This is a genomic window from Lysobacter sp. CC-YZS074, assembly GCF_056739745.1.
On record NZ_CP200301.1, the window covers coordinates 2,990,829 to 3,011,270 of the forward strand.

Here is a 20,442-nt window from a genome sequence, read left to right on the forward strand (position 1 = left end):
CGGCTTTAGCCGCGATCCGACGGTCGTTCGCCCGCGCCGATTCCACGATCGCGGCTGAAGCCGCTCCTACAAAGGCTTTGGCCCCGCCAAACCTGGCACCTGGAAACCCGCGGACACGGAACCGCAAGAACCGGGGAATACCGCCCGCAGGCGGGAGCCGCGAACACGCCGCGGCTCCGGATGCGGGCGTTTACCCGCGCACGCCACCCCTGTTCGCGCGGATCTGCGCGTCCACCGCGGCGATGGCGGTGAGGTTGACGATCCTGCGCGAGGTCGAGTCGGGGGTCAGGATGTGCGCGGGCTTGTCCAGGCCCATCAGGATCGGGCCGATCGCGACGCCGTCGGTCGCGACGCGGAACATGTTGTAGGTGATGTTGGCCGCGTCGAGGTTCGGCATCACGAACAGGTTCGGACGGCCGTGCAGGGTGGTGTTGGGGAAGATGCGGCGGCGCAGGGCGTCGTTCCAGGCGGTGTCGGCCATCATTTCGCCGTCGACCTCCACCTTCGGCGCGCGCTCGGCGAGGATCTCGCGGACGCGGCGCATCTTGGCCGCCGAGGGATTGTCGTGGCTGCCGAAGTTGGAGTGCGACAGCAGCGCGACCTTGGGCTCCACGCCGAACAGCTTGAGCCGGTAGGTCGCCTGCAGGGTCGCCTCGGCGATCTGCTCGGCGGTCGGGTCCAGCTGCACGTGGGTGTCCAGGAAGAACCACGCGCCGGCGTCGTTGATCACGCCGGTCATCGCCGCGGTGCCGGTGACGCCGCGGTCGAAATCGAACACGCTGCGCAGGTAGCCGAGCTTCTTGTGGAAGCGGCCGACCACGCCGCAGATCATCGCGTCGGCCTCGCCGCGCTCGACCATCAACGCGGCGATCAGGCTCGGGCGCGAACGCAGCAGGCTCTTGGCGGCCTCGATGGTGACGCCGCGGCGCTCGGTGAGGGCGTGGTACTGCTGCCAGTACTCGTCGAAGCGCGGGTCGGAGTGGATGTTGGTCAGTTCGAAGTCGACGCCCTGGCGCATGCGCAGGCCGAGCTTCTCGATGCGGGCGTTGATGACCTCGGGGCGGCCGATCAGGATCGGGAACGCCAGCCCTTCGTCGATCACGGTCTGCACCGCGCTCAGCACCACGTGCTCCTCGCCCTCGGCGTACACCACGCGCTTTCGGTCGCAGCGCGCGCGGTCGTAAACCGGCTTCATCAGCAGGCCGGTGCGCCAGATGAACTGGCCGAGCGTCTCCTCGTAGGCCTCCATGTCGGTGATCGGCCGGGCCGCCATCCCCGACTCCATCGCGGCCTTGGCCACCGCCGGCGCCAGCATCACCAGCAGGCGCGGATCGAACGGGCGCGGGATCAGGTAGTCGGGACCGAACGTCGGCACGTCTCCGCCGTAGGCCGCGGCGAGGTCACCGGCTTCCATCCGGGCCAGCTGGGCGATCGCGTGCACGCAGGCCAGCTTCATCGCCTCGTTGATCTCGCGTGCGCCGACATCGAGCGCGCCGCGGAAGATGTACGGGAAGCACAGCGCGTTGTTGACCTGGTTGGGGTAGTCGCTGCGGCCGGTGGCGATGATCGCGTCGGGGCGGGCGCGCTTGGCGTCCTCCGGCAGGATCTCGGGGTACGGGTTGGCCAGCGCGAGGATGATCGGCCGCTCGGCCATGGTCGCGACCATCTCCGGCTTGAGGATGCCGCCCGCCGACAGGCCGAGGAACACGTCGGCGCCGGCGACAATCTCCGCCAACTCGCGCTTGTCGGTGTCGGCGGCGTAGCGCGCCTTGTCAGGGTCGAGGTTCGGGCGGCCGGTGTAGATCACGCCCTCGCGGTCGAACGCGATGATGTTTTCCTTGCGCACGCCCAGCGCGACCAGCATGTCCAGACAGGCGATGCCCGCCGCGCCGGCGCCGGTGGTCGCCAGCTTGATGTCGCCGATGTTCTTGCCCGCGACGTGCAGCGCGTTGAGCACCGCGGCGCCGACGATTATCGCGGTGCCGTGCTGGTCGTCGTGGAACACGGGGATGTTCATCCGCTCGCGCAGTTTGCGCTCGACGATGAAGCACTCCGGCGCCTTGATGTCCTCGAGGTTGATGCCGCCGAAGGTCGGCTCGAGCGACGCGATAATGTCGACCAGCTTGTCCGGGTCGCGCTCGTCGATCTCGATGTCGAACACGTCGATGCCGGCGAACTTCTGGAACAGCACGCCCTTGCCTTCCATTACTGGTTTACCGGCAAGCGGGCCGATGTCGCCCAGGCCGAGCACCGCGGTGCCGTTGGACACCACCGCGACCAGGTTGCCGCGCGCGGTGTAGTCGCGGGCGGAGTCGGGGTCGGCGGCGATTTCCTCGCAGGCGAACGCCACGCCCGGCGAATAGGCCAGCGCCAGGTCGCGCTGGGTCACCATCGGCTTGGTCGCGGTGACCTTGATCTTCCCGGCCGGGCTGACCCGGTGGTAATCGAGCGCGGCTTGCCGGAAATCGTCGGCTTGCTTGGAATCGTTGCTGTTGGACATCTTCGGGGCACGGACCTGGGGAACCGGTGATTCTAGCCACCAGGGCATGTACGCGCCGGCACGGCGGTCGGCCTTTCGCTCAGACGTCGAGGAAACCGCTGTCGTCGACCGCGTCCAGCCGGATCCGGTTGGCGAACAGCGAGAACGCCAGCACGCCGGCCAGGCCGTTGGCGCGGGCGATCCACCGCGGCAGCCACAGCGGCGGCAGCAGCACGCCGTCCTCGAACAGCGGGGCGAAGCGCTGCACGTCGGTCAGGGTCATCTTGCCGGCGAACAGCCAGCGGCACAGGCGCAACTGGTGCTGGCGCAGCGCCCAGCGGAAGAAGGTGTGCACGCCGATCAGGCCGCGCAGGTAGACCGCGTCCTTGCTGAACGCCGCCCCGCCGGTCACCGGCACGCCGCGGAACACGCGCTGGGCCGAGGCGAAGCTTTCCTCGGGGCTCTGGCCGGCATCGAGGAAGTAGCGGAACACCTCGATGAAATCGGCGCCCTCCAGCGCCATCGCCACCGCCTCGATCCGCAGGCTGAGCCGCTTCATCCGGCTGATGTCGATGCTGCCGGTGATCTGCTCGGCGAACGTCGCCAGCCCTTCCTGGGTGGCGGTGGCGCGCGGCGAGGACAGTGCCAGGCTGCCCAGCACCGGCTGGCGGCGGCCGTTGAGCGCGCTGAGCGAATGCACGAAGGCCTCGTGCTGCAGCAGCTGGTCGCGGTCGTAGTCGCTGAAGGCGGCGGTGGTGCGCAGGCGGATGCGGGTGGCGCCGGCGGCGGCCTTGGCGATCAGGTCGGGGTCGAGCACGACTTCGATCACGCGCTCGTTGAAGTAGTCGTCGAGGTCGCGCTGCAGTTGCAGCTGGAGCGCGGTGGCGGAGATGGTGACGTGCTCGGACGGCGCCAGCAGCTCGCGGTCGAACTCGTCGGCGATCGACAGGAAGTGGCGCGCGGCGACGCGGGCATCGGGCCCGTTGCCGGGCAGCGGATCGAACGGGCTGCCGTAGAGCTGGATCGACAGGTCGGTGACGGCCGCGGTGCCGAGGTGCTCGCACAGCCGTGCGGCGGTGTCCCAGCTGGCGGTGGAGTCGATGAGGTACTGGCCGAGCGGGTGGTCCGGGTCGGCTTCGGCGGCGATCGCGGCCAGCTCGGTGCGGACGTCGGAAAAGTCGTGGCGCGGGTAGTCGATCCGCGGCAGACGGGCCACGCCACGGGCATGGTCGGCGACGAAGTCGGTCTCCATCCCCGCGGGCCAGCTGGCCAGGCTCAGCAGCCGGATCTCGCTGGCGGCGGCCACCATGCGGGCGTCGAGCGCCGCGTGGTGGGCGATGTCGGGCGGGAAATCGGCGACGGTCATCCGGCGGGGCGGCTCGCACGGGTGCGCTGGTGCGCGTTGGCTGGAGCTTACTCCGGGCTCTGGCTCACCGCTTGCCGTACTTCTCGTCCAGCCGCTTCGACAGCGCCTTGCTGATCACCTTCTTCTCCGCGTTCTGCGCGCGGCGGTTGGCGAGCTTGTCGGCGGCGCCGGCGACTTCCTCGCCGAGCTTCAGGTAGTTCGCGAACCGCTGCGGGTCCAGCCGGCCGCCTTCGATCGCGGCGCGCACCGCGCAGCCGGGCTCCTTCAGGTGCTTGCAGTCGCGGAACCTGCATTCGGCGGCGAGCGCCTCGACGTCGCTGAAGTTCTCGCCGACGTCTTCCTCGCCGGTCGGTTTGAGCTCGCGCATGCCGGGGGTGTCGATCAGGCAGGCGCCGGTCGGCAGCGGGATCAGCGCGCGGTGGGTGGTGGTGTGGCGGCCGCGGGCGTCGGACTCGCGGACCTCGCCGGTTTTCATCCGCTCGATACCCAGCAGGGTGTTGGTCAGGGTCGATTTGCCGGCGCCGGAGCTGCCGACCAGCACCGCGGTGCGGCCGGGTTTCAGCCAGGGTTTGAGTGCGGCGACGCTGTCGGGGTCGCGCGCATTGACCGCGCGCACCGCGACGTTCTGCGCCGCCAGTTCCACCAGCGCCGCCAGCGAGCCGGGAACGTCGGTGGCTTCGTCCGCCTTGGTCAGCACCACCACCGGCTCGGCACCGCTGCCCTGCACCAGCAGCAGGTAGCGCTCGATCCGGCGCGGGTTGAAGTCGGCGTCCAGGCCGCAGACGACGAACACGGTATCGACGTTGGCGGCGATCAGCTGCTGCTTGTAGTGCTCGCCGGCGGCGCCGCGCTTGATCGCGCTGCGGCGCGGCAGCAGGGCGACGATCTGGTCCTTCTCGGTCGCCGGTTCGATCAGCACCCAGTCGCCGACCGCGGCGCGCTGCTCGGGCGGGATGCCACCCTTCTTGTAGCTGGGCGGGCGCTGCCACTCGGGCAGGGATTCGACGGTGAAACTGTTGTCCGGGCCGTCGGCGACCACGTAGCCGCTGCGGTGCTGCTCGACCACGCGGACCGGGCGTGCCGCGGGGTGCTGTGACAGCGTCTCGCGCCACTCGGCGACCGCGGGCCGGCCGTCGGGGTCGAGCGGCCAGCCGATCGCCTGCAGGGCGAGGTCGGGGGTCATGTTTCCGGGCGCGGGGTGGTCATGGGGCGGATTCTAGCGGGGTGCGGTGATGGGGCGGCGCGCAGGTCACTCCTATCCGGAGCGCACCGCCGGCGGTTCGGATGACCGGGCTTTTTGTAGGAGCGGCTTCAGCCGCGATTGGATGGCTGTTCGCCCGCGCCGGCTCCACGATCGCGGCTGAAGCCGCTCCTACAGAAGCCGGGGGTTGCGCATGGGGCCTTTGGAGGTTCACGGCGGGCCCGATAGAACGCCCGATGACAACCCGTTAGGCGCGCAACGACCGCCGCGCTTACGTCTGTTTCCGCTAGGCTGGCGCCACCCCCACTCCGCACCGCTCCGATGTCGCCGCCCAGCCTCAAGACCCGTGCCCGCCTGTCCGAAGTCCGTTACGAAATCCGCGGCGAGCTCGCCCGCCGGGCGCGCGAGCTGGAGGCACAGGGCCGGACGCTGATCAAGCTCAATATCGGCAACCCGGGGGCGTTCGGCTTCCGCGCGCCGGAGCACCTGCAGCAGGCGATCGCCGGGCGCATCGCCGACACCGATCCCTACACCCACCAGCAGGGCCTGCCGGCCGCGCGCGAGGCGATCGCAGCGTTCCACCAGCAGCGCGGCACGCCCAACGCGAGCGCCGAGCGGGTGTTCGTCGGCAACGGCGTCAGCGAACTGATCGACCTGTCGCTGCGAGCGCTGCTGAACCCGGGCGACGAGGTGCTGCTGCCCTCGCCCGACTACCCGCTGTGGTCGGCCGCGACGATCCTCAACGACGGCCGCCCGGTCTACTACCGTTGCCAGCCCGCGAACGCCTTCCTGCCCGACCCTGACGAGATCGAGGCGCTGGTAACGCCGCGCACGCGCGCGATCGTGCTGATCAACCCGAACAACCCGACCGGCGCGACCTACCCGCGCGAGCTGCTCGAGCGCATCGTCGACATCGCCGCGCGCCACCACCTGCTGCTGATGGCCGACGAGATCTACGACTCGATCCTGTACGACGGCGCGACCTTCCAGCCGCTGGCACCGCTCGCCGGCGACGTGCCGTGCCTGTCGTTCGGCGGGCTGAGCAAGGTGCACCGCGCCTGCGGCTGGCGCGTGGGCTGGGCGGTGCTGTCGGGCGACCCGATCGCCAGCGGCGAGTTCCACCACGCGATGGACCTGCTCGGCGCGCTGCGGCTGTGCGCCAACGTGCCCGGCCAGTTCGCGATCGAGGCCGCGCTGCACGGCGAGGACACCATCGCACCGCTGTGCGCGCCGGGCGGACGACTGTACGAGGCGCGGCGCGCGGTGGTCGACAGCGTCGCCCGCAGCGAGCACCTGGAGCTGGTCGAACCGGCCGGCGCGCTGTACGCATTCCCGGCGGTGACCGGCGCGGCCGCGCGCGGCTTCGACGACCACGCCTTCGCACTCGAACTGCTCGAGACCGAGGACGTGCTGGTGGTGCCCGGCTCCAGCTTCAACGTGCCGTACCGCCACCATTTCCGCGTCACCCTGCTGCCGCAACCCGACGACCTGCGCGAGGTGTTCGCGCGGATCGACCGGGTGCTGCAGCGGCGTGCCGACGCCAACACGACCGGCCGCGCCGCGGTCGCCTGACCGCACCCGCCACAGGAGCAGACCGCCATGCGCTATCTCGCCCTCGGTGACAGCTACACGATCGGCGAAGGCGTCGCGCCCGCGGACCGTTGGCCGGTGCGACTGGCGCGCGGCCTGCGCGAGCACGGCATCCAACTGGCCGAGCCGCGCATCATCGCCACCACCGGCTGGACCACCGACGAGCTGTCCGGCGCGATGGATGCCGAGGAACCGCTCGGCCGCTGGGACTTCGTCAGCCTGCTGATCGGGGTCAACAACCAGTACCGCGGCCGTGGCGTGGCCGACTACCGCGGCGAGTTCCACGACCTGCTGCGGCGGGCGATGGTGCTGGCCGGCGGCCGCGGCGACCGGCTGCTGGTGCTGTCGATCCCGGACTGGGGCGTGACCCCGTTCGCCGCCAGCCAGGAGCGCGATCCCACCCGCATCGCCGGCGAGCTGGATGCTTACAACGGCGCGGCCGCCGAGCTGTGCGCGCGGCACGCGGTGGCCTTCGTCGATATCACCGCGGTCAGCCGCGAGTTCGGCGGCCAGCCGCACATGCTGGTCGACGACCGTCTGCACCCGTCGGCGGCGATGTACGCGCTGTGGGCGCGGCAGGCGCTGCCGGTCGCGCGTGGGCTGCTGGGCGCGGAATGACCACCGACGCCACGCGCCCGATGGCGCGCGAACACGCCCGCGCCATTGCCGCCGCGTTCGCTCCCGAACGTGCGCTCGGCAACCGCTGGGACTACTTCTACAGCCGCAGCAAGCTCGGCAGCGACCCGCTGTACCCCGGCGTGTGCGACGCGCTGCGCGGCACCACCGCGCCGCTGCTCGACCTGGGGTGCGGGCTGGGCCTGCTCGCCCACGCGCTGCGTGGCGACGGCATCGGGCTGCGCTACCGGGGGGTCGACAACGACGCCGGCAAGGTCGATCGCGCCCGGCGCGCGGCGCGGCGGCAGGGGCTGGCCGACGTCGGGTTCGAGTGTGTCGACCTGGCCGCGGCGGATTTCTCGCTGGACCGCTTGGGCCATCGCGGCAGCGTCGCCATCCTCGACGTCCTGCAGTTCATTCCCGCCGATGCCCAGCAGCGCACGCTGCAAGCCGCCATAGCCATGCTTGAACCGGGCGCCAAGCTGGTGATCCGAACCGGCTTGGACGACGGCGGCCGGCGCGCACGCGTGACCCGCGCGATCGACGTGCTCTCGCGCACGCTCGGATGGATGAACGCCGGCCCCGGTTGTTACCCCGACGCCGACGCCCTGCGCGCGTTGTTCGACGGCGCCGGACTGCAGTCCGAGTTCATCCCGCTGTACGGCAATACGCCGTTCAACAACTGGCGGGTGGTGGCGGTGAAGCCCGCATAGCGCCCTGGCGCGTGCGCCTGTTGGAGCGACGGGTGGGGGATCACTCCCGCGTGTCCACCGCTCGGAGCTTTTGTAGGAGCGGCTTCAGCCGCGATCGGATGATCGTTCGCCTGCGCCGGCTCCACGATCGGGGCTGAAGCCGCTCCTACAGAGGCTCCGGCATGCGCCTGGGGCGGGATTGCCGCCGGCTTGCGGCCCGGACTCCGTCGCGGGGCGGTGCCTTTTCGTGGCCAGCATCCGCGGAGGACTCCGCCTCGATTTCTTCCGGCAACACCGTGCGGTAGCCCAGCACCTCCAGCCGCTGCAGCAGCAGCGCGAGCACCTCGACATTCCGACCATGCCTGGCGCCCTCGTGCAGCAGCACGATCGCGCCGGGTGCCAGGTCGCGTTCGATCCGCGCCACCACGGCCGCGGGATCGGCGGCCACCGCATCGAAGCCGCGCGCGCTCCACGCCACCCTCGCCAGCCTGTGTTCGCGCAGCGGCGCGGCCGTGAACGGGTTGGCCATGCCGACCACGGCGCGGAACCATCGCGGCGCGGTGCCGGTGATTTCCGCGATTGCCGCCTGGGCGTCGCCCACCTGCCGGCGCATCGCGCCGGGCCCAAGCGCCCAGAACCACGCCTGCGGGTGCGAGTGGCTGTGGTTGCCGATGCCGTGACCGCGCCGGGCGATCTCGCGCAGCAGCTCCGGTCGCGCCCGCACCCGCTCGCCCACGACGAAGAAGGTCGCCCGGGCGCGGTGTGCATCGAGCAGATCGAGGAAGGCGGCGGTGTCAACGGACGGGCCGTCGTCGATGGTCAGCCAGACCAGCGGCTCGCGCGTCGGCAGCCGCGCCAGCACCGGGCTGAACAGGGCCGAGCCCGGCTTCATCACGCCCCACCAGAAGACCGCGTGGCTGGCCAGCATGGCGGGCAGCCCCACCGCCCAGCCGAACCGCCACCACAGCGCCGCGACCAGCGCCTGCGACAGCAGCAACACTGCCCACCAGACGTGCGGGTGGCGCGGGATGCGATGGAACGGGGCGCTCGGCATGACCTGCATCATGCCAGCGGCTCCGGGGGCTCGGTACACTGGCGCCCTCCCCCGCTCCACGGACACCGCCATGCCGCTCGACCCCGCCCTGCACTCGCGCATCCAGACCCTGCTCAACGACAACCGGGTCGTCCTGTTCATGAAGGGCGAGCCGCGCGCGCCGCAATGCGGCTTCTCGGCCAAGGCGGTCGCCGCGCTCGGTGCCACCGGCGTCGACTACCAGCACGTCAACGTGCTGGCCGACCAGGAGATCCGCGAAGGGATCAAGGAGTACGGCCAGTGGCCGACGATCCCGCAGCTGTACATCGGCGGCGAGCTGGTCGGTGGCAGCGACATCATCGAGCAGATGGCCAACTCCGGCGAGCTGCACACCGCGCTCGGCCTGCCGGCGCCGGACCGCACGCCGCCGCAGATCACCATCACCCCCGCCGCCGCGCAGATGCTGCGCGAAGCGGTGGCGAATGCGGGCGACGGTTATGCACTGCAGATCGAGGTCGACCCGCGCTTCAACGCCAAGCTGCAGCTGGCGCCGGTCGACAACGGGGCGATCGCGACCGAGGCCGAAGGCCTGCGCGCCCAGTTCGACCTCGCCAGCGCCCAGCGCGCACGCGGGCTGAAGATCGACTGGGTCGACGACGAGCGCGGTCGTGGGTTGGTCATCGACAACCCCAACGCGCCGCCGAAGGTCGCCACGATCACCGCCGCCGAGGCCGCCGGGAAGACCGCATCCGGCGAGCTGACCCTGGTCGACGTGCGGCCGGCCGAGGAGCGCGCGGAGGCGTCGATCAACGTGCCGTTCTCCACCCTCGACGGCGACTCGCTGGCGCACCTGGAGGCGCTGCCGAAGGACACGCCGCTGGCGTTCATGTGCCACCACGGCAAGCGCAGCGCGCAGGCCGCCGAACACTTCCGCGGCCTAGGCTTCACCAACCTGCACAACGTCGAAGGCGGCATCGACGCCTGGAGCGAGCAGGTCGACTCGCACGTGCCGAGGTACTGAGGCGGTTCGCGGCCCGGATTCGCTCCTACAAGTTGAGCCGGCGCATGCCCGAGACTTCGGCACACCACGAAGGCGCAGTGCAAAAGGCCGGCTCACCCGCCGAAACCACCCTCGTCGAGCCACGCCTGCTCGGCCGGCGTGGTCGGCCGCCCGAGCAGGCGATTGCGGTGCGGGAAGTGGCCGAAGCGCTCGACGATGCCGCGGTGGTGCAGCGCCCACTTGTCGGCGCCGGGAGTGTTGAGCGACTGGTACAGCTCGACGCAGCGCTGCTGGTCGAGCATCGCTTCCGAGTGCATGAACGGCAGATAGAAGAACGGACGCAGCTCCGGCTCGACCTGCATGTCGTGGCCATGCCCGATTGAACGCTCGGCGACGGCGCGCGCCATCGGGTCGGTGGCGTAGACGTGGGCGCTGCCGCGGAAGATGTTGCGCGGGATCTGGTCGAGCAGCAGCACCAGCGCGAGCGCGCTTTCGGCCTGCTCTTCCCAGTGCGTGAGCTCGGCACGCGAGGCCGCCATGTGGGCGTCGTGGAAGCGCTCGCGGCAGCGCGCGTCGAACTCCTCGCCGCCGTTGAACCAGCGGTCAGGGCCCGCTTCGCGCCAGAAGGTGACGACATCCTCGGCGGTCACGTCCATGCGGGGCTCCTCGGGCTGGGTGGGCAAATACCGTAGCAAGCCCGGCGTCAATGTCACCACGCCGTGCGTGTCCGTTCGCAGGAGCGACGTAAGTTGCGACCCGCCGAACCCGGCCGGAGAGGAAGACGGCCGGCTGCGACGAAGGCGCCGGGGTGGGATCCCGAATCACCGCCAGCAGGCGACCTTTCGACGCTTCGGCCGGATGTAAAGGTCGCGACTGACGTCGTTCCTACGGGGGTGAAGGTGGCTCCGGCTGCGCGTTCAGGGCTGTTGTAGGAGCGGCTTCAGCCGCGATCGTGGAAGCGGCGCGGGCGGACGATTCCGGATCGCGGCTGAAGCCGCTCCTACAAGGGCGTGCGCAGGTGGCGTGGCGACGCGCGGGGCACGGCATGGCGCAGGTGCGTGGCCACGCGTGGAACAGGGCATGAGGCAGGCTGCGTGGCGACAGGGCGCGTGGCGACGCGTCACGCCGCGTCCTCCTCGCCGTCGATGTCGTCTTCTCCCAGCTGGGTCTCGATCTCGGTGATCCACGCGGCGGTGATGCTTTCCAGCGTGACCGCGTGGATCAGCGGCTGGATCGCGCCGCCGGAGTAGGACTCGGCGATGAACCGGGCGTAGCGCTCGCGGTAGCCCAGCCACGCCAGGTGCACGGCGTCGAACGCGGCCAGGCCGCCGTCGTCGAGCTCGACCCGCAGGCGGGCGACCAGCGCATCGAGCCGCGCGTCGACGTGCTGGAACGAGTCGATCGCGCGCTGGTTCATCGCGTCCTCGTCGAGGACGGGCTCGTCGCTCTCGCGGGCGACCTGCTCGGCCTGGCTGACATAGCGGTCGGCGATCCTGACCGCGGTCTCGGCCTTGTCGATCAGGCGGCTCTCGAACCGCCGCAGTTCGTCCAGGCTGGTGTTGGCGTCCTCCAGCCCCTGCTTGAGCGCGAGCAGCTTCTGGTTGCGCTCGATCGCATCGACCTCGCCGCGGCGTTCGACCCGGCGCTGGATGAAATAGAACGCCCAGGTCAGCGCGGCCCCGGCGAGCAGATAGATCAGTTGTTCCACGTGCGGTCTCCCCAGCGTCTCCCGACCCGCCCCCATGGCGGGCCGCTGGCTGCTTCTCCCTCGAGGCACCCAGTGTGCCGCGCGGGCATCGCAGGGGCTGCGATGCCGCGCGCCGGGTTTGCGCAATCGGTCACTGATCGTGACCATCGTCAGGGTTGGCACGGTGGGGGGGCCCGGCTAGGTTGGCGAGGTCCGTCCGACCACCGTCGCGACGCCGGCCACCAAGGGGAAACCGATGCAGTCACCACAGCTTGCCGCCCTCGCGGCCGCGCTCGGGCTGGCAATCGCCGGGGGCGCCGTGCGCGCCGCCGACGACGCCGCGCCCTCGTTCGTCCAGGACCCGTACCCCAGCACCTACCAGCGCGTCGCCGCGCCGGCGGTGCTGCTCGACAACGCCACCGTGCTGACCGGCACCGGCGCCCGGCTCGACCACGCCGACGTGCTGATGGCCGACGGCCGCATCGTCGCGGTCGGCCCGGAGCTCGACCTGCCGGCCGGCGCCACCCGCGTCGACGCGACCGGCAAGTGGGTCACCCCCGGCATCATCGACGTGCACTCGCACCTGGGCGTGTACCCGAGCCCCGGCGTGCGCGCGCACAGCGACGGCAACGAGGCGACCAACGCGGTCACCGCCAACGTCTGGGCCGAGCACTCGGTCTGGCCGCAGGATCCGGGCTTCGCCGCGGCGCTGGCCGGCGGCATCACCTCGCTGCAGGTGCTGCCGGGCTCGGCCAACCTGGTCGGCGGCCGCGGCGTCACGCTGAAGAACGTGCCCGCCACCAGCTACCAGGCGATGAAGTTCCCCGGCGCGCCGTGGGGCATGAAGATGGCCTGCGGTGAGAACCCCAAGCGCGTCTATGGCGACAAGGGCGGCCCGTCGACCCGCATGGGCAACATCGCCGGCTATCGCGCGGCGTTCATCGACGCCGCCGAATACCTCGCCAAGCACAAGCCGGACGCGCCGAAGAAGCGCAGCTGGTTCAGCGACGACGAGCCCGACAGCGGCAGCGACACCGGCGGCAAGCGCGACCTCAAGCTCGACACGCTGGCCGGTGCGATCAACGGCGACATCCTCGTCCACATCCACTGCTACCGCGCCGACGAGATGGCGACCATGCTCGACCTGGCCGACGAGTTCGGCTTCAAGGTGGCCGCGTTCCACCACGCGGTGGAGGCCTACAAACTGGCCGACCGGCTCGCCGAGGAAGGCACCTGCGCCGCGCTGTGGGCCGACTGGTGGGGCTTCAAGATGGAGGCCTTCGACGGCATCCAGGAAAACATCGCGCTGGTCGACCGCCCCGCCGGCAGCTGCGCGATCGTCCACAGCGACTCCGAGGAAGGCATCCAGCGGCTCAACCAGGAGGCGGCCAAGGTGATGGCGCATGCCGGGCTTGCCGGCATCGACATCACGCCCGAGCACGCGATCCAGTGGCTGACTGCCAATCCGGCCAGGTCGATGGGCATCCTCGATGAGACCGGCACCCTGGAGCCGGGCAAGATGGCCGACGTGGTGGTCTGGAACGGCACGCCCTTCAGCGTCTACGCGCAGGCCGAGCAGGTCTACATCGACGGCGCGCGGCTGTACGACCGCAACGACCCGTCGCGGCAGCCGCAGTCGGACTTCATGCTGGGCCAGTCGACCGGTGACGCCATCCGGGCCGGAGGTGTGCTGTGAGCCGCCGCATGTTGAACCGGGGCGCGATGAAGTCGCTGGCCCGCCAATCCCTCGCCGCCGCCGCGCTGTCGTTCGTGGCGCTGAGCGCGAACGCGCAGGACCTGCTGATCCGCAACGCAACGGTCCACACCGCCGGTCCGCAGGGCACGCTGCAGGGCGCCGACGTGCTGGTCCACGACGGTGTGATCGCCGCCGTCGGCACCGGTCTGTCGGCTCCGGCCGGGGCGCAGGTGGTCGACGCGCAGTCGCGGCCACTGACCCCGACCCTGTTCGGCGGCATCACCGCGATCGGACTGGAGGAGGTCTCCGGCGAACGCTCGACCGTCGACGCCTCGCTCGGCCTCGGCGCCGAGTCGCACGAGATGACCGTGCGCCCCGAGTTCGACGTGACGCTGGCCTACAACCCGGCCTCGGTGCTGGTGCCGGTGACCCGGATCGAAGGCATCGGCTGGACGTTGCTGGAAGCCGGCGCCACCGAGGGCGGCTCGATCATCGGCGGCCAGGGCGCGGTGGTGCGGCTCGACGGCAGCCCCGACCCGGTCGGCCCCGACGTGCTGTTCGTCGACCTCGGCAGCGATGCTGCCGAGCTCAGCGGCCGGTCCCGCGCGGCGCAGTGGATGCTGCTCGACCAGCTGGTCGACGAGGTCCATGGCCGCATCCCGGCCGGCTCGCACGCGGCGCTGCTGACGCCTGCCGGCCGCGACACGCTGAAGAAGTACCTCGACGGGAACGGCCGCATCGTGGTCGAAGTCGACCGCGCCGCCGACATCCGCCAACTGCTGCGCTGGTCGGGCCGCCACGGCGTCAAGGTCGCGATCGCCGGCGGCGGCGAGGCCTGGAAGCTGGCGCCGCAGCTGGCCGCGGCCGACGTGCCGGTGTTCGTCAACCCGCTGGCCAACCTGCCGGCCAGCTTCGACCAGATCGGCGCGACCATGGAGAACGCCGCCCGGCTCGACGCCGCCGGCGTCGCGGTCGGCTTCACCCAGGGCGGCGACACCCACAACGCGCGCAAGGTCCGCCAGCTGGCCGGCAACGCAGTGGCCAACGGGTTGCCGTGGGAGGACGGGCTGGCCGGGCTGACCTCGGTCCCGGCCCGGGCGTTCGGCGTGGCCGACACGCTCGGCAGCATCTCGCCGGGCAAGCGCGCCGACCTGGTGCTGTGGAGCGGCGACCCGCTGGAGGTCAACGCGGTGGCGACCCAGGTCTGGCTCGACGGCCAGGCGATCGGGATGCGCAGCCGCCAGACCGAACTGCGCGACCGCTACCTGCGTGCGCAGGCGCCGCGGGGGAATGGCGGGTTGCCGCGGGCCTATCCGGCCGCCGACAGCCGCTGAGGGCTGGCGGCTGACGACCCGCTGCGAGCATCCAGGCCCGCCCCGCGCGGGCCTGGTTTTATCTGTTCCGCACGACCAGCGGCTCCTTGTAGGAGCGGCTTCAGCCGCGATCGGGAGCCGGTGCGGGCGGACGATTCACGATCGCGGCTGAAGCCGCTCCTACAGGAGCCCCACCTGCAGCAGGGTGGCCTGCAGCGACGACGCCAGTTCGCCGGCCGCGCGAAAGCCGTCCCAGCCCCGCCGTCCGTCCGGCGGCGTCCACGGGTAAGCTGCGCCCACCTTCCAGGGGACCAAGACCATGCCGCCCTTCCCGCTGCTCGACCTCAACTGGCTCGCCATCCTCGCCGCCGCGGCGTCCGCGTTCCTGCTCGGCGGGCTCTGGTACGGGCCGCTGTTCAAGAAGGCCTGGTGCCGCGAAGCCGGGGTGGATGCCGACAGCGCCCCGCCCCACCCGGCGCGGATCTTCGCCGTCGCGTTCGTCTGCAGCCTGCTCGCCGCGCTGATGTTCTCGGTCGCCCTGCCGCCGGCGGCGAGCGCCGCCGACGGGTTCGGGGCGGGGTTCGTGGTCGGACTGTTCTTCGTGGCGATGAGCTTCGGTATCAACTACGCGTTCGCCCAGCGCAGCGTGAAGCTGTGGATGATCGACAGCGGTTACCACATCCTGCAGTTCGCCCTGTACGGGCTGATCCTCGGCGCCTGGGACTGACGGAGCCTGGACGGCGGGCGTCCGCGCCGGGTAGCCCGCCGACGGTGGCGACCGCCGGACCAGCCCGGCCTCCGGTCTCCGGCCTCCGGTCTCCGGTCTCCGGTCTCCGGTCTCCGGTCTCGCATAGTGCGACACCCGTCACGTGACGCTATGCTGCGCGTCACGTTTTGCGCGCCTTGACGGCCGCCCGGGGGAGCCATGCGCATTGGACTGGTTGTCGACTCGGCCTGTGATCTGCCACTGGAATACCTGCAACAGCACGAAGTAGCGGTGCTGCCGATCACCGTGCGCATTGGCGAGGCCGTGCTGGCCGACCACCGCAACGAGCAGGCCACGCTGGAGTTCCTGCACGCCCACGTCGCCGAGCGCGGCGCCGAGGCGGAGACCACGCCCTACACGGTGCAGCAGATCCGCGACCTGTTCCTCGAGCGGCTGGTCATCGACTACGACTACGTGTTCTGCATGACGATCACCAAGTCGCGCAGCCCGATCAACGAGAACGCGCAGCAGGCCAGCTTCGCGATCCTCAACGACTACAAGGCCGCGCGTGCCGCGGCGGGCAACACCACGCCGTTCGCGCTGCGGGTGGTCGATACCCAGAACCTGTTCGCCGCCCAGGGCATCACCGCGGTCGAGGCGATCCGCCTGCGCGCGGCCGGCGAAGGCGCGCCGAAGATCCGCGCGCGGCTGGAGAACCTGGCGTTGCACACCCACGGCTACCTGGTGCCGCGCGACCTGTACTACCTTCGCGCCCGTGCCCGCAAGAAGGGCGACCGCAGCGTCGGCCTGCTCAGCGCCGCGCTCGGCAGCGCGCTCGACATCAAGCCGGTGCTGCACTGCCAGCACGGCGAGACCGGCCCGGTGGCGAAGATCAAGGGCTTCGAGCCGGCGGTGCAGAAGCTGTTCGAGTTCACCGCCAAGCGCGTGCGGGCCGGGCTGATGACGCCGACGGTGTGCCTGAGCTACGGCGGCGAGCTCGCCGAGATGCGCGCCCTGCCCGGCTACGACACGCTGCGCGCGGCCTGCAGCGAACACAACATCGAAGTGTTCGAAAGCGTGATGAGCCTGACCGGCATGGTCAACGTCGGCCGGGGCGCGGTGGTGGTGGGCTTCGCCACCGAAAGTGCGGCGAAGTTCGAGGAGTGACGCCGAGGGACGCCGGGCGATATCCACGGTGGTCCCACGTATGCAGGAGCGACGTAAGTCGCGATCCCACTGACCGCGCGACACACGCCGCGATCGACGCGGGGCTCCGGTCGCGCGGCCGCGGATTTCCGCCGCCCGTACTATCCCGCCGGTGCCGATGCTCAGCGGGTCGCGACTAACGTCGCTCCTACGGGTGCCGTTCCGTCCGGTGCACACCGGCACGCACCCACGCAACACCATCGGCAAAGCCGAACCGGGACTTTCTGCCTAGGTGCGGCGCCGGCGGGGCGGCTAGGCTGCGGGATTCGTCCGCCATCCGTGCCTGCCCATGACCCGTCGCCTGCTCGCCATCGCGCTGTCGTCCACGCTGTCCGCCTCGTTCGCCCTGCCCGCGCTGGCGCAGGACCCGCCGCCGCCGGCGCCGCAGCCACCGGTCGACCGCAACACCAGCGACACCGGGGAGGACCCGGTCCAGCTCGAACAGGACGCGCTCGACCCGGTCGGCACCGACCCGGCGCAGGCCGCGCCGGACACCGCGAAGGGCGTCAGCCGTCCGGGCGAAGAGGCCGATGAAGCGAAGTGGGACGTCAGCGCCGCGCACGGCCCCACCAAGGTCGTGCGCTTCGAGACCGACGAAGGCACCTGGATGGACGTCGACGTCTCGCCCGACGGCCGCGAACTGGTGTTCTCGCTGCTCGGCGACCTGTACCGGATGCCGGTGACCGGCGGCGCCGCGCGCCGTATCGCGTCCGGCCCGGCGTGGGAGATCCAGCCGCGCTGGTCGCCCGACGGTTCGCGCATCGCCTTCACCTCCGACCGCGGCGGCGGCAACAACCTGTGGACGGTCGATGCCAACGGCGGCGACCCGGTGCAGGTGACCAACGAGGACTTCCGCCTGCTCAACAACCCGGCGTGGACGCCGGACGGGCGCTTCATCATCGGCCGCAAGCACTTCACCTCCGAGCGGTCGCTCGGCGCCGGCGAACTGTGGATGTACCACGCCAGCGGCGGCGGCGCCGGCCTGCAACTGGTCGAGAAGATCAACGACCAGCAGGACCTCGGCGAGCCGGCGCTGTCGCCCGACGGCCGCTATCTGTACTACTCGCAGGACGTCACCGGCGGCGAGTCGTTCGAGTACAACAAGAACCCGCACGACGTGATCTACGCGATCAAGCGGCTCGACCGCCAGACCGGCACGACCGACACCGTCATCGCCACGCCCGGCGGCGCGGTGCGGCCGCAGCCCTCGCCCGACGGTAGGTCGCTGGCGTTCGTGAAGCGCATCCGCGACAAGTCGGTGCTGCACGTGCTCGACCTCGACAGCGGCGAGGTGCGGCCGGTGTGGGACGGGCTCAGCCACGATCAGCAGGAAGCCTGGGCGATCTTCGGGCCGTACACCGGCTTCGACTGGATGCCCGATTCGAAGTCCGTGGTGATCTGGGCGCAGGGCAAGCTGTGGCGGGTCGACATGGCCAGCGGCGAGCCGACGCGGATCCCGTTCACCGCGCAGGTCGAGCAGACCGTCACCGAGGCGCTGCGCTTCGACCAGGACATCGCCGAAGGCACGTTCGCGCCGAAGATGATCCGCGACGTGGCCACCTCCGCCGACGGCGACACGCTGGTCTTCCACGCGGTCGGAAAGCTGTGGCGCAAGTCGCTGCCCGGCGGAGAGCCGCAGCGCCTGACCGGCAACGAGGGCCTGTACGAATACGAGCCGAGCTTCAGTGCCGACGGCGACAAGCTGCTCTACACCACCTGGTCGGACGAGGCGCTCGGCGCGATCTACGTGCGCAGTGCCAACGGTGGCGGCAAGGGCACGCGCGTCACCGCCGACCCGGGCTTCTACTACCACCCGCGGTTCTCGCCGGACGCGCGCCACATCGTCTACAGCAAGTCCGGCGGTGGCGGCCTGACCGGCAGCCTGTGGTCGGGTGACCGCGGCATCTACGTGATGCCGGCGCGCGGTGGCGAGGCGGTGCGGGTGGCCGAGCGCGGTTCGGCGCCGCAGTTCAGCGCCGACGGCTCGCGCGTCTACTACCTGACCGGCGGCGGGCTGGAGAAGAAGCTGATGTCGGTCGGCCTGCACGGCGAGGAGCCGCGCGAGGTGTTCGACCTCAAGTACGTCGATTCGGTGCAGGTCAGCCCCGACGGCAAGTGGGTCGCCTTCACCGAGCTGTTCAACGCCTACGTGGCACCGATGGTGGAGACCGGCAAGGCGGTCGAGCTGTCCAAGGACAGCAAGGCGATCCCGGTGTCGCAGGTCAGCGCCGACGTCGGCAGCTACCTGCACTGGGCGGCGGACTCGCAGTCGCTGCACTGGATGGTCGGCGACCGCTACCACTCGCGCGCGCTGGATGAGAGCTTCGCGTTCCTGCCCGGCGCGCCGGCGGAGATCGCCAAGCCGGTGCACGGGGGCGGCATCGCGGTCGGGCTGACGGTGCCGGTCGACGCGCCGGACGAGGTGGTCGCGTTCACCAACGCGCGCATCGTCACCATGCGCGATGCCGAGAACACCGAGGAGGTGATCGAGGGCGGCACCATTGTCCTGCGCGGCGACGAGATCATCGCGGTCGGCCCGGCAGGTTCGGTCGAGGTTCCCGCCGGTGCGAATGTCATCGACGCCACCGGCAAGACCATCCTGCCCGGCTACGTCGACGTCCACGCCCACGCGGCGCACTTCGGCCAGGGCGTGGTCCCGCAGCAGAACTGGGCGTACTACACCAACCTCGCGTTCGGCATCACCACCATGCACGACCCGTCGGCGACCACCGAGTTCGTGTTCTCCGAGGCCGAGCTGCAGAAGGCCGGGCGCATGGTCGGCCCGCGGATCTTCTCGACCGGCACGATCCTGTACGGCGCCGACGGCGACTTCAAGGCGGTGGTCAATTCGCTCGACGACGCCCGCAGCCACCTGCGCCGGATGCAGGCCAACGGCGCGTTCTCGGTGAAGAGCTACAACCAGCCGCGCCGCGAGCAGCGCCAGCAGATCAACACCGCCGCGCGCGAGCTGGGCATGCTCGTGGTCGAGGAAGGCGGCTCCACCTTCCACCACAACATGACGATGATCCTCGACGGCGTCACCGGCATCGAGCACAACATCCCGGTCGCGCCGCTCTACAAGGACGTGGTCAACCTGTGGAAGCAAACCGATGTGCGCAACACGCCGACGCTGGTGGTCAGCTACGGCGGCCTGTCGGGCGAGTACTGGTGGTATGCGCGCGACAACGTCTGGGAAAACGACAAGCTCAACCGCTTCTTCCCGCGCGAGACGCTCGATGCGCGCAGCATCCGCCGCGAGATCGCGCCGGACTGGGACTACTACCACATCGAGGTGGCCAAAGCCGCCAAGCACCTGCGCGACGAAGGCATCAGGATCCAGGTCGGCGGCCACGGCCAGCTGCAGGGTCTGAGCCCGAACTGGGAGATCTGGATGCTCACCCAGGGCGGCTTCAGCAACTTCGAGGCGTTGCGCGCGGCGACGATCGACGGCGCCGACTATCTCGGGCTCTCGGATGAAATCGGCTCGCTGGAGGTCGGCAAGCAGGCCGACCTGGTGGTGCTCGACGGCAACCCGCTGGAGGAGATCCGCAACACCATCGAGACCCGCTACGTGATGGTCGACGGCCGCCTGTTCGACGTCGATGCCGACATGGCGGAGATCGGCAACGACGCCACCCCGGCGCCGGAGTTCTACTGGCAGCGCCACCGCGACGGCCAGACCTTCGGCCTGGAGTTCGGCCCGACCGCGGTCTGTCACTGTCCGAAGGCGCACGGCGCGCACGTTCACCTGGATTGACGGAGTCTCCGGCGCGGCCGCCTTGTGCGGCCGCGTCCGGATGCTCCGGAGGGTCAGGGTGGTGGTTTGGGCCGCGATGTTCCGAAGGGTCCTGGTGGTTG

16 protein-coding genes are annotated in these 20,442 nt (G+C 70.7%); 9 read left to right on the forward strand and 7 right to left on the reverse strand.

Annotated elements, in window-relative coordinates:
- Positions 1 to 190 precede the first annotated feature (190 nt).
- From U8331_RS13595 to rsgA, 3 genes are all read right to left on the reverse strand, one after another.
- The gene (locus U8331_RS13595) at positions 191 to 2,500 is read right to left on the reverse strand and encodes an NADP-dependent malic enzyme (protein ID WP_481131539.1); all 2,310 of its coding nucleotides are present in this window, start codon (positions 2,498 to 2,500) and stop codon (positions 191 to 193) included.
- Between the two features lie 79 nt (positions 2,501 to 2,579).
- The gene (locus tag U8331_RS13600) at positions 2,580 to 3,845 is read right to left on the reverse strand and encodes a flavohemoglobin expression-modulating QEGLA motif protein (RefSeq protein WP_481131540.1); all 1,266 of its coding nucleotides are present in this window, start codon (positions 3,843 to 3,845) and stop codon (positions 2,580 to 2,582) included.
- A gap of 64 nt (positions 3,846 to 3,909) precedes the next feature.
- Complete coding sequence (rsgA, locus tag U8331_RS13605; RefSeq protein ID WP_481131541.1) at positions 3,910 to 5,028, reverse strand: ribosome small subunit-dependent GTPase A; 1,119 nt, start codon at positions 5,026 to 5,028, stop codon at positions 3,910 to 3,912.
- A gap of 339 nt (positions 5,029 to 5,367) precedes the next feature.
- Here rsgA and U8331_RS13610 point away from each other — a divergent pair, with 339 nt between their 5' ends.
- From U8331_RS13610 to U8331_RS13620, 3 genes are read left to right on the forward strand one after another with little or no spacing between them, the layout of a single operon-like run.
- Complete coding sequence (locus tag U8331_RS13610) at positions 5,368 to 6,618, forward strand: pyridoxal phosphate-dependent aminotransferase (protein ID WP_481131542.1); 1,251 nt, start codon at positions 5,368 to 5,370, stop codon at positions 6,616 to 6,618.
- A gap of 27 nt (positions 6,619 to 6,645) precedes the next feature.
- Entirely contained in the window at positions 6,646 to 7,254 is a 609-nt protein-coding gene (locus U8331_RS13615; protein WP_481131543.1) for an SGNH/GDSL hydrolase family protein, read from the forward strand.
- Positions 7,255 to 7,274: 20 nt separating this feature from the next.
- Positions 7,275 to 7,964, forward strand: coding sequence for a methyltransferase domain-containing protein (locus U8331_RS13620; protein WP_481132999.1), 690 nt, complete (start codon positions 7,275 to 7,277; stop codon positions 7,962 to 7,964).
- A gap of 145 nt (positions 7,965 to 8,109) precedes the next feature.
- Here the strand turns inward: U8331_RS13620 and U8331_RS13625 are convergent, their stop codons facing one another.
- On the reverse strand, positions 8,110 to 8,997 hold the full coding sequence (locus U8331_RS13625; protein ID WP_481131544.1) for a polysaccharide deacetylase family protein: 888 nt from the start codon (positions 8,995 to 8,997) through the stop codon (positions 8,110 to 8,112).
- A gap of 70 nt (positions 8,998 to 9,067) precedes the next feature.
- On the opposite strand from U8331_RS13625, the gene grxD reads away from it, so the two are divergent.
- The gene (gene grxD, locus U8331_RS13630) at positions 9,068 to 9,997 is read left to right on the forward strand and encodes a Grx4 family monothiol glutaredoxin (protein ID WP_481131545.1); all 930 of its coding nucleotides are present in this window, start codon (positions 9,068 to 9,070) and stop codon (positions 9,995 to 9,997) included.
- Positions 9,998 to 10,089: 92 nt separating this feature from the next.
- Here grxD and U8331_RS13635 read toward each other — a convergent pair whose 3' ends face one another.
- Both U8331_RS13635 and U8331_RS13640 read right to left on the reverse strand, forming a co-directional pair.
- Positions 10,090 to 10,632 carry a DUF924 family protein gene (locus U8331_RS13635; RefSeq protein WP_481131546.1) on the reverse strand — a complete coding sequence of 181 codons (543 nt, stop codon included), beginning with the start codon at positions 10,630 to 10,632 and terminating at the stop codon, positions 10,090 to 10,092.
- A gap of 464 nt (positions 10,633 to 11,096) precedes the next feature.
- Entirely contained in the window at positions 11,097 to 11,684 is a 588-nt protein-coding gene (locus U8331_RS13640; protein ID WP_481131547.1) for a lysozyme inhibitor LprI family protein, read from the reverse strand.
- Positions 11,685 to 11,919: 235 nt separating this feature from the next.
- Here U8331_RS13640 and U8331_RS13645 point away from each other — a divergent pair, with 235 nt between their 5' ends.
- Positions 11,920 to 13,359: an amidohydrolase gene (locus U8331_RS13645; protein ID WP_481131548.1), complete on the forward strand. Its 1,440-nt coding sequence runs from the start codon at positions 11,920 to 11,922 to the stop codon at positions 13,357 to 13,359.
- A 26-nt stretch (positions 13,360 to 13,385) separates the two neighbouring features.
- Positions 13,386 to 14,693 carry an amidohydrolase family protein gene (locus tag U8331_RS13650; protein WP_481133000.1) on the forward strand — a complete coding sequence of 436 codons (1,308 nt, stop codon included), beginning with the start codon at positions 13,386 to 13,388 and terminating at the stop codon, positions 14,691 to 14,693.
- 159 nt (positions 14,694 to 14,852) lie between these two features.
- On the opposite strand, the gene U8331_RS13655 is transcribed toward U8331_RS13650, so the two are convergent.
- On the reverse strand, positions 14,853 to 14,993 hold the full coding sequence (locus U8331_RS13655; RefSeq protein ID WP_481131549.1) for a hypothetical protein: 141 nt from the start codon (positions 14,991 to 14,993) through the stop codon (positions 14,853 to 14,855).
- Here U8331_RS13655 and U8331_RS13660 point away from each other — a divergent pair.
- The 3 genes from U8331_RS13660 (at position 14,992) to U8331_RS13670 (ending at position 20,341) form a co-directional block, all read left to right on the forward strand.
- Positions 14,992 to 15,399, forward strand: coding sequence for a DUF1761 domain-containing protein (locus U8331_RS13660; RefSeq protein ID WP_481131550.1), 408 nt, complete (start codon positions 14,992 to 14,994; stop codon positions 15,397 to 15,399). The two genes, U8331_RS13655 and U8331_RS13660, sit on opposite strands and share 2 nt — an antisense overlap.
- Positions 15,400 to 15,597: 198 nt before the next feature.
- Entirely contained in the window at positions 15,598 to 16,545 is a 948-nt protein-coding gene (locus U8331_RS13665; RefSeq protein WP_481131551.1) for a DegV family protein, read from the forward strand.
- Between the two features lie 328 nt (positions 16,546 to 16,873).
- A complete protein-coding gene (locus tag U8331_RS13670) occupies positions 16,874 to 20,341 on the forward strand; it encodes an amidohydrolase family protein (protein WP_481131552.1) in 3,468 nt (1,155 codons plus the stop codon).
- Positions 20,342 to 20,442 lie beyond the last annotated feature (101 nt).

Excerpts from the sequence above, each read along its gene's own strand:
- U8331_RS13595 (WP_481131539.1), bottom strand. The coding sequence starts at position 2,500 with ATGTCCAACAGCAACGATTCCAAGCAAGCCGACGATTTCCGGCAAGCC.
- U8331_RS13600 (WP_481131540.1), bottom strand. The coding sequence starts at position 3,845 with ATGACCGTCGCCGATTTCCCGCCCGACATCGCCCACCACGCGGCGCTC.
- rsgA (WP_481131541.1), bottom strand. The coding sequence starts at position 5,028 with ATGACCCCCGACCTCGCCCTGCAGGCGATCGGCTGGCCGCTCGACCCC.
- U8331_RS13610 (WP_481131542.1), top strand. The coding sequence starts at position 5,368 with ATGTCGCCGCCCAGCCTCAAGACCCGTGCCCGCCTGTCCGAAGTCCGT.
- U8331_RS13615 (WP_481131543.1), top strand. The coding sequence starts at position 6,646 with ATGCGCTATCTCGCCCTCGGTGACAGCTACACGATCGGCGAAGGCGTC.
- U8331_RS13620 (WP_481132999.1), top strand. The coding sequence starts at position 7,275 with ATGGCGCGCGAACACGCCCGCGCCATTGCCGCCGCGTTCGCTCCCGAA.
- U8331_RS13625 (WP_481131544.1), bottom strand. The coding sequence starts at position 8,997 with ATGCCGAGCGCCCCGTTCCATCGCATCCCGCGCCACCCGCACGTCTGG.
- grxD (WP_481131545.1), top strand. The coding sequence starts at position 9,068 with ATGCCGCTCGACCCCGCCCTGCACTCGCGCATCCAGACCCTGCTCAAC.
- U8331_RS13635 (WP_481131546.1), bottom strand. The coding sequence starts at position 10,632 with ATGGACGTGACCGCCGAGGATGTCGTCACCTTCTGGCGCGAAGCGGGC.
- U8331_RS13645 (WP_481131548.1), top strand. The coding sequence starts at position 11,920 with ATGCAGTCACCACAGCTTGCCGCCCTCGCGGCCGCGCTCGGGCTGGCA.
- U8331_RS13650 (WP_481133000.1), top strand. The coding sequence starts at position 13,386 with ATGAAGTCGCTGGCCCGCCAATCCCTCGCCGCCGCCGCGCTGTCGTTC.
- U8331_RS13660 (WP_481131550.1), top strand. The coding sequence starts at position 14,992 with ATGCCGCCCTTCCCGCTGCTCGACCTCAACTGGCTCGCCATCCTCGCC.
- U8331_RS13655 (WP_481131549.1), bottom strand. The coding sequence starts at position 14,993 with ATGGTCTTGGTCCCCTGGAAGGTGGGCGCAGCTTACCCGTGGACGCCG.
- U8331_RS13665 (WP_481131551.1), top strand. The coding sequence starts at position 15,598 with ATGCGCATTGGACTGGTTGTCGACTCGGCCTGTGATCTGCCACTGGAA.
- U8331_RS13670 (WP_481131552.1), top strand. The coding sequence starts at position 16,874 with ATGACCCGTCGCCTGCTCGCCATCGCGCTGTCGTCCACGCTGTCCGCC.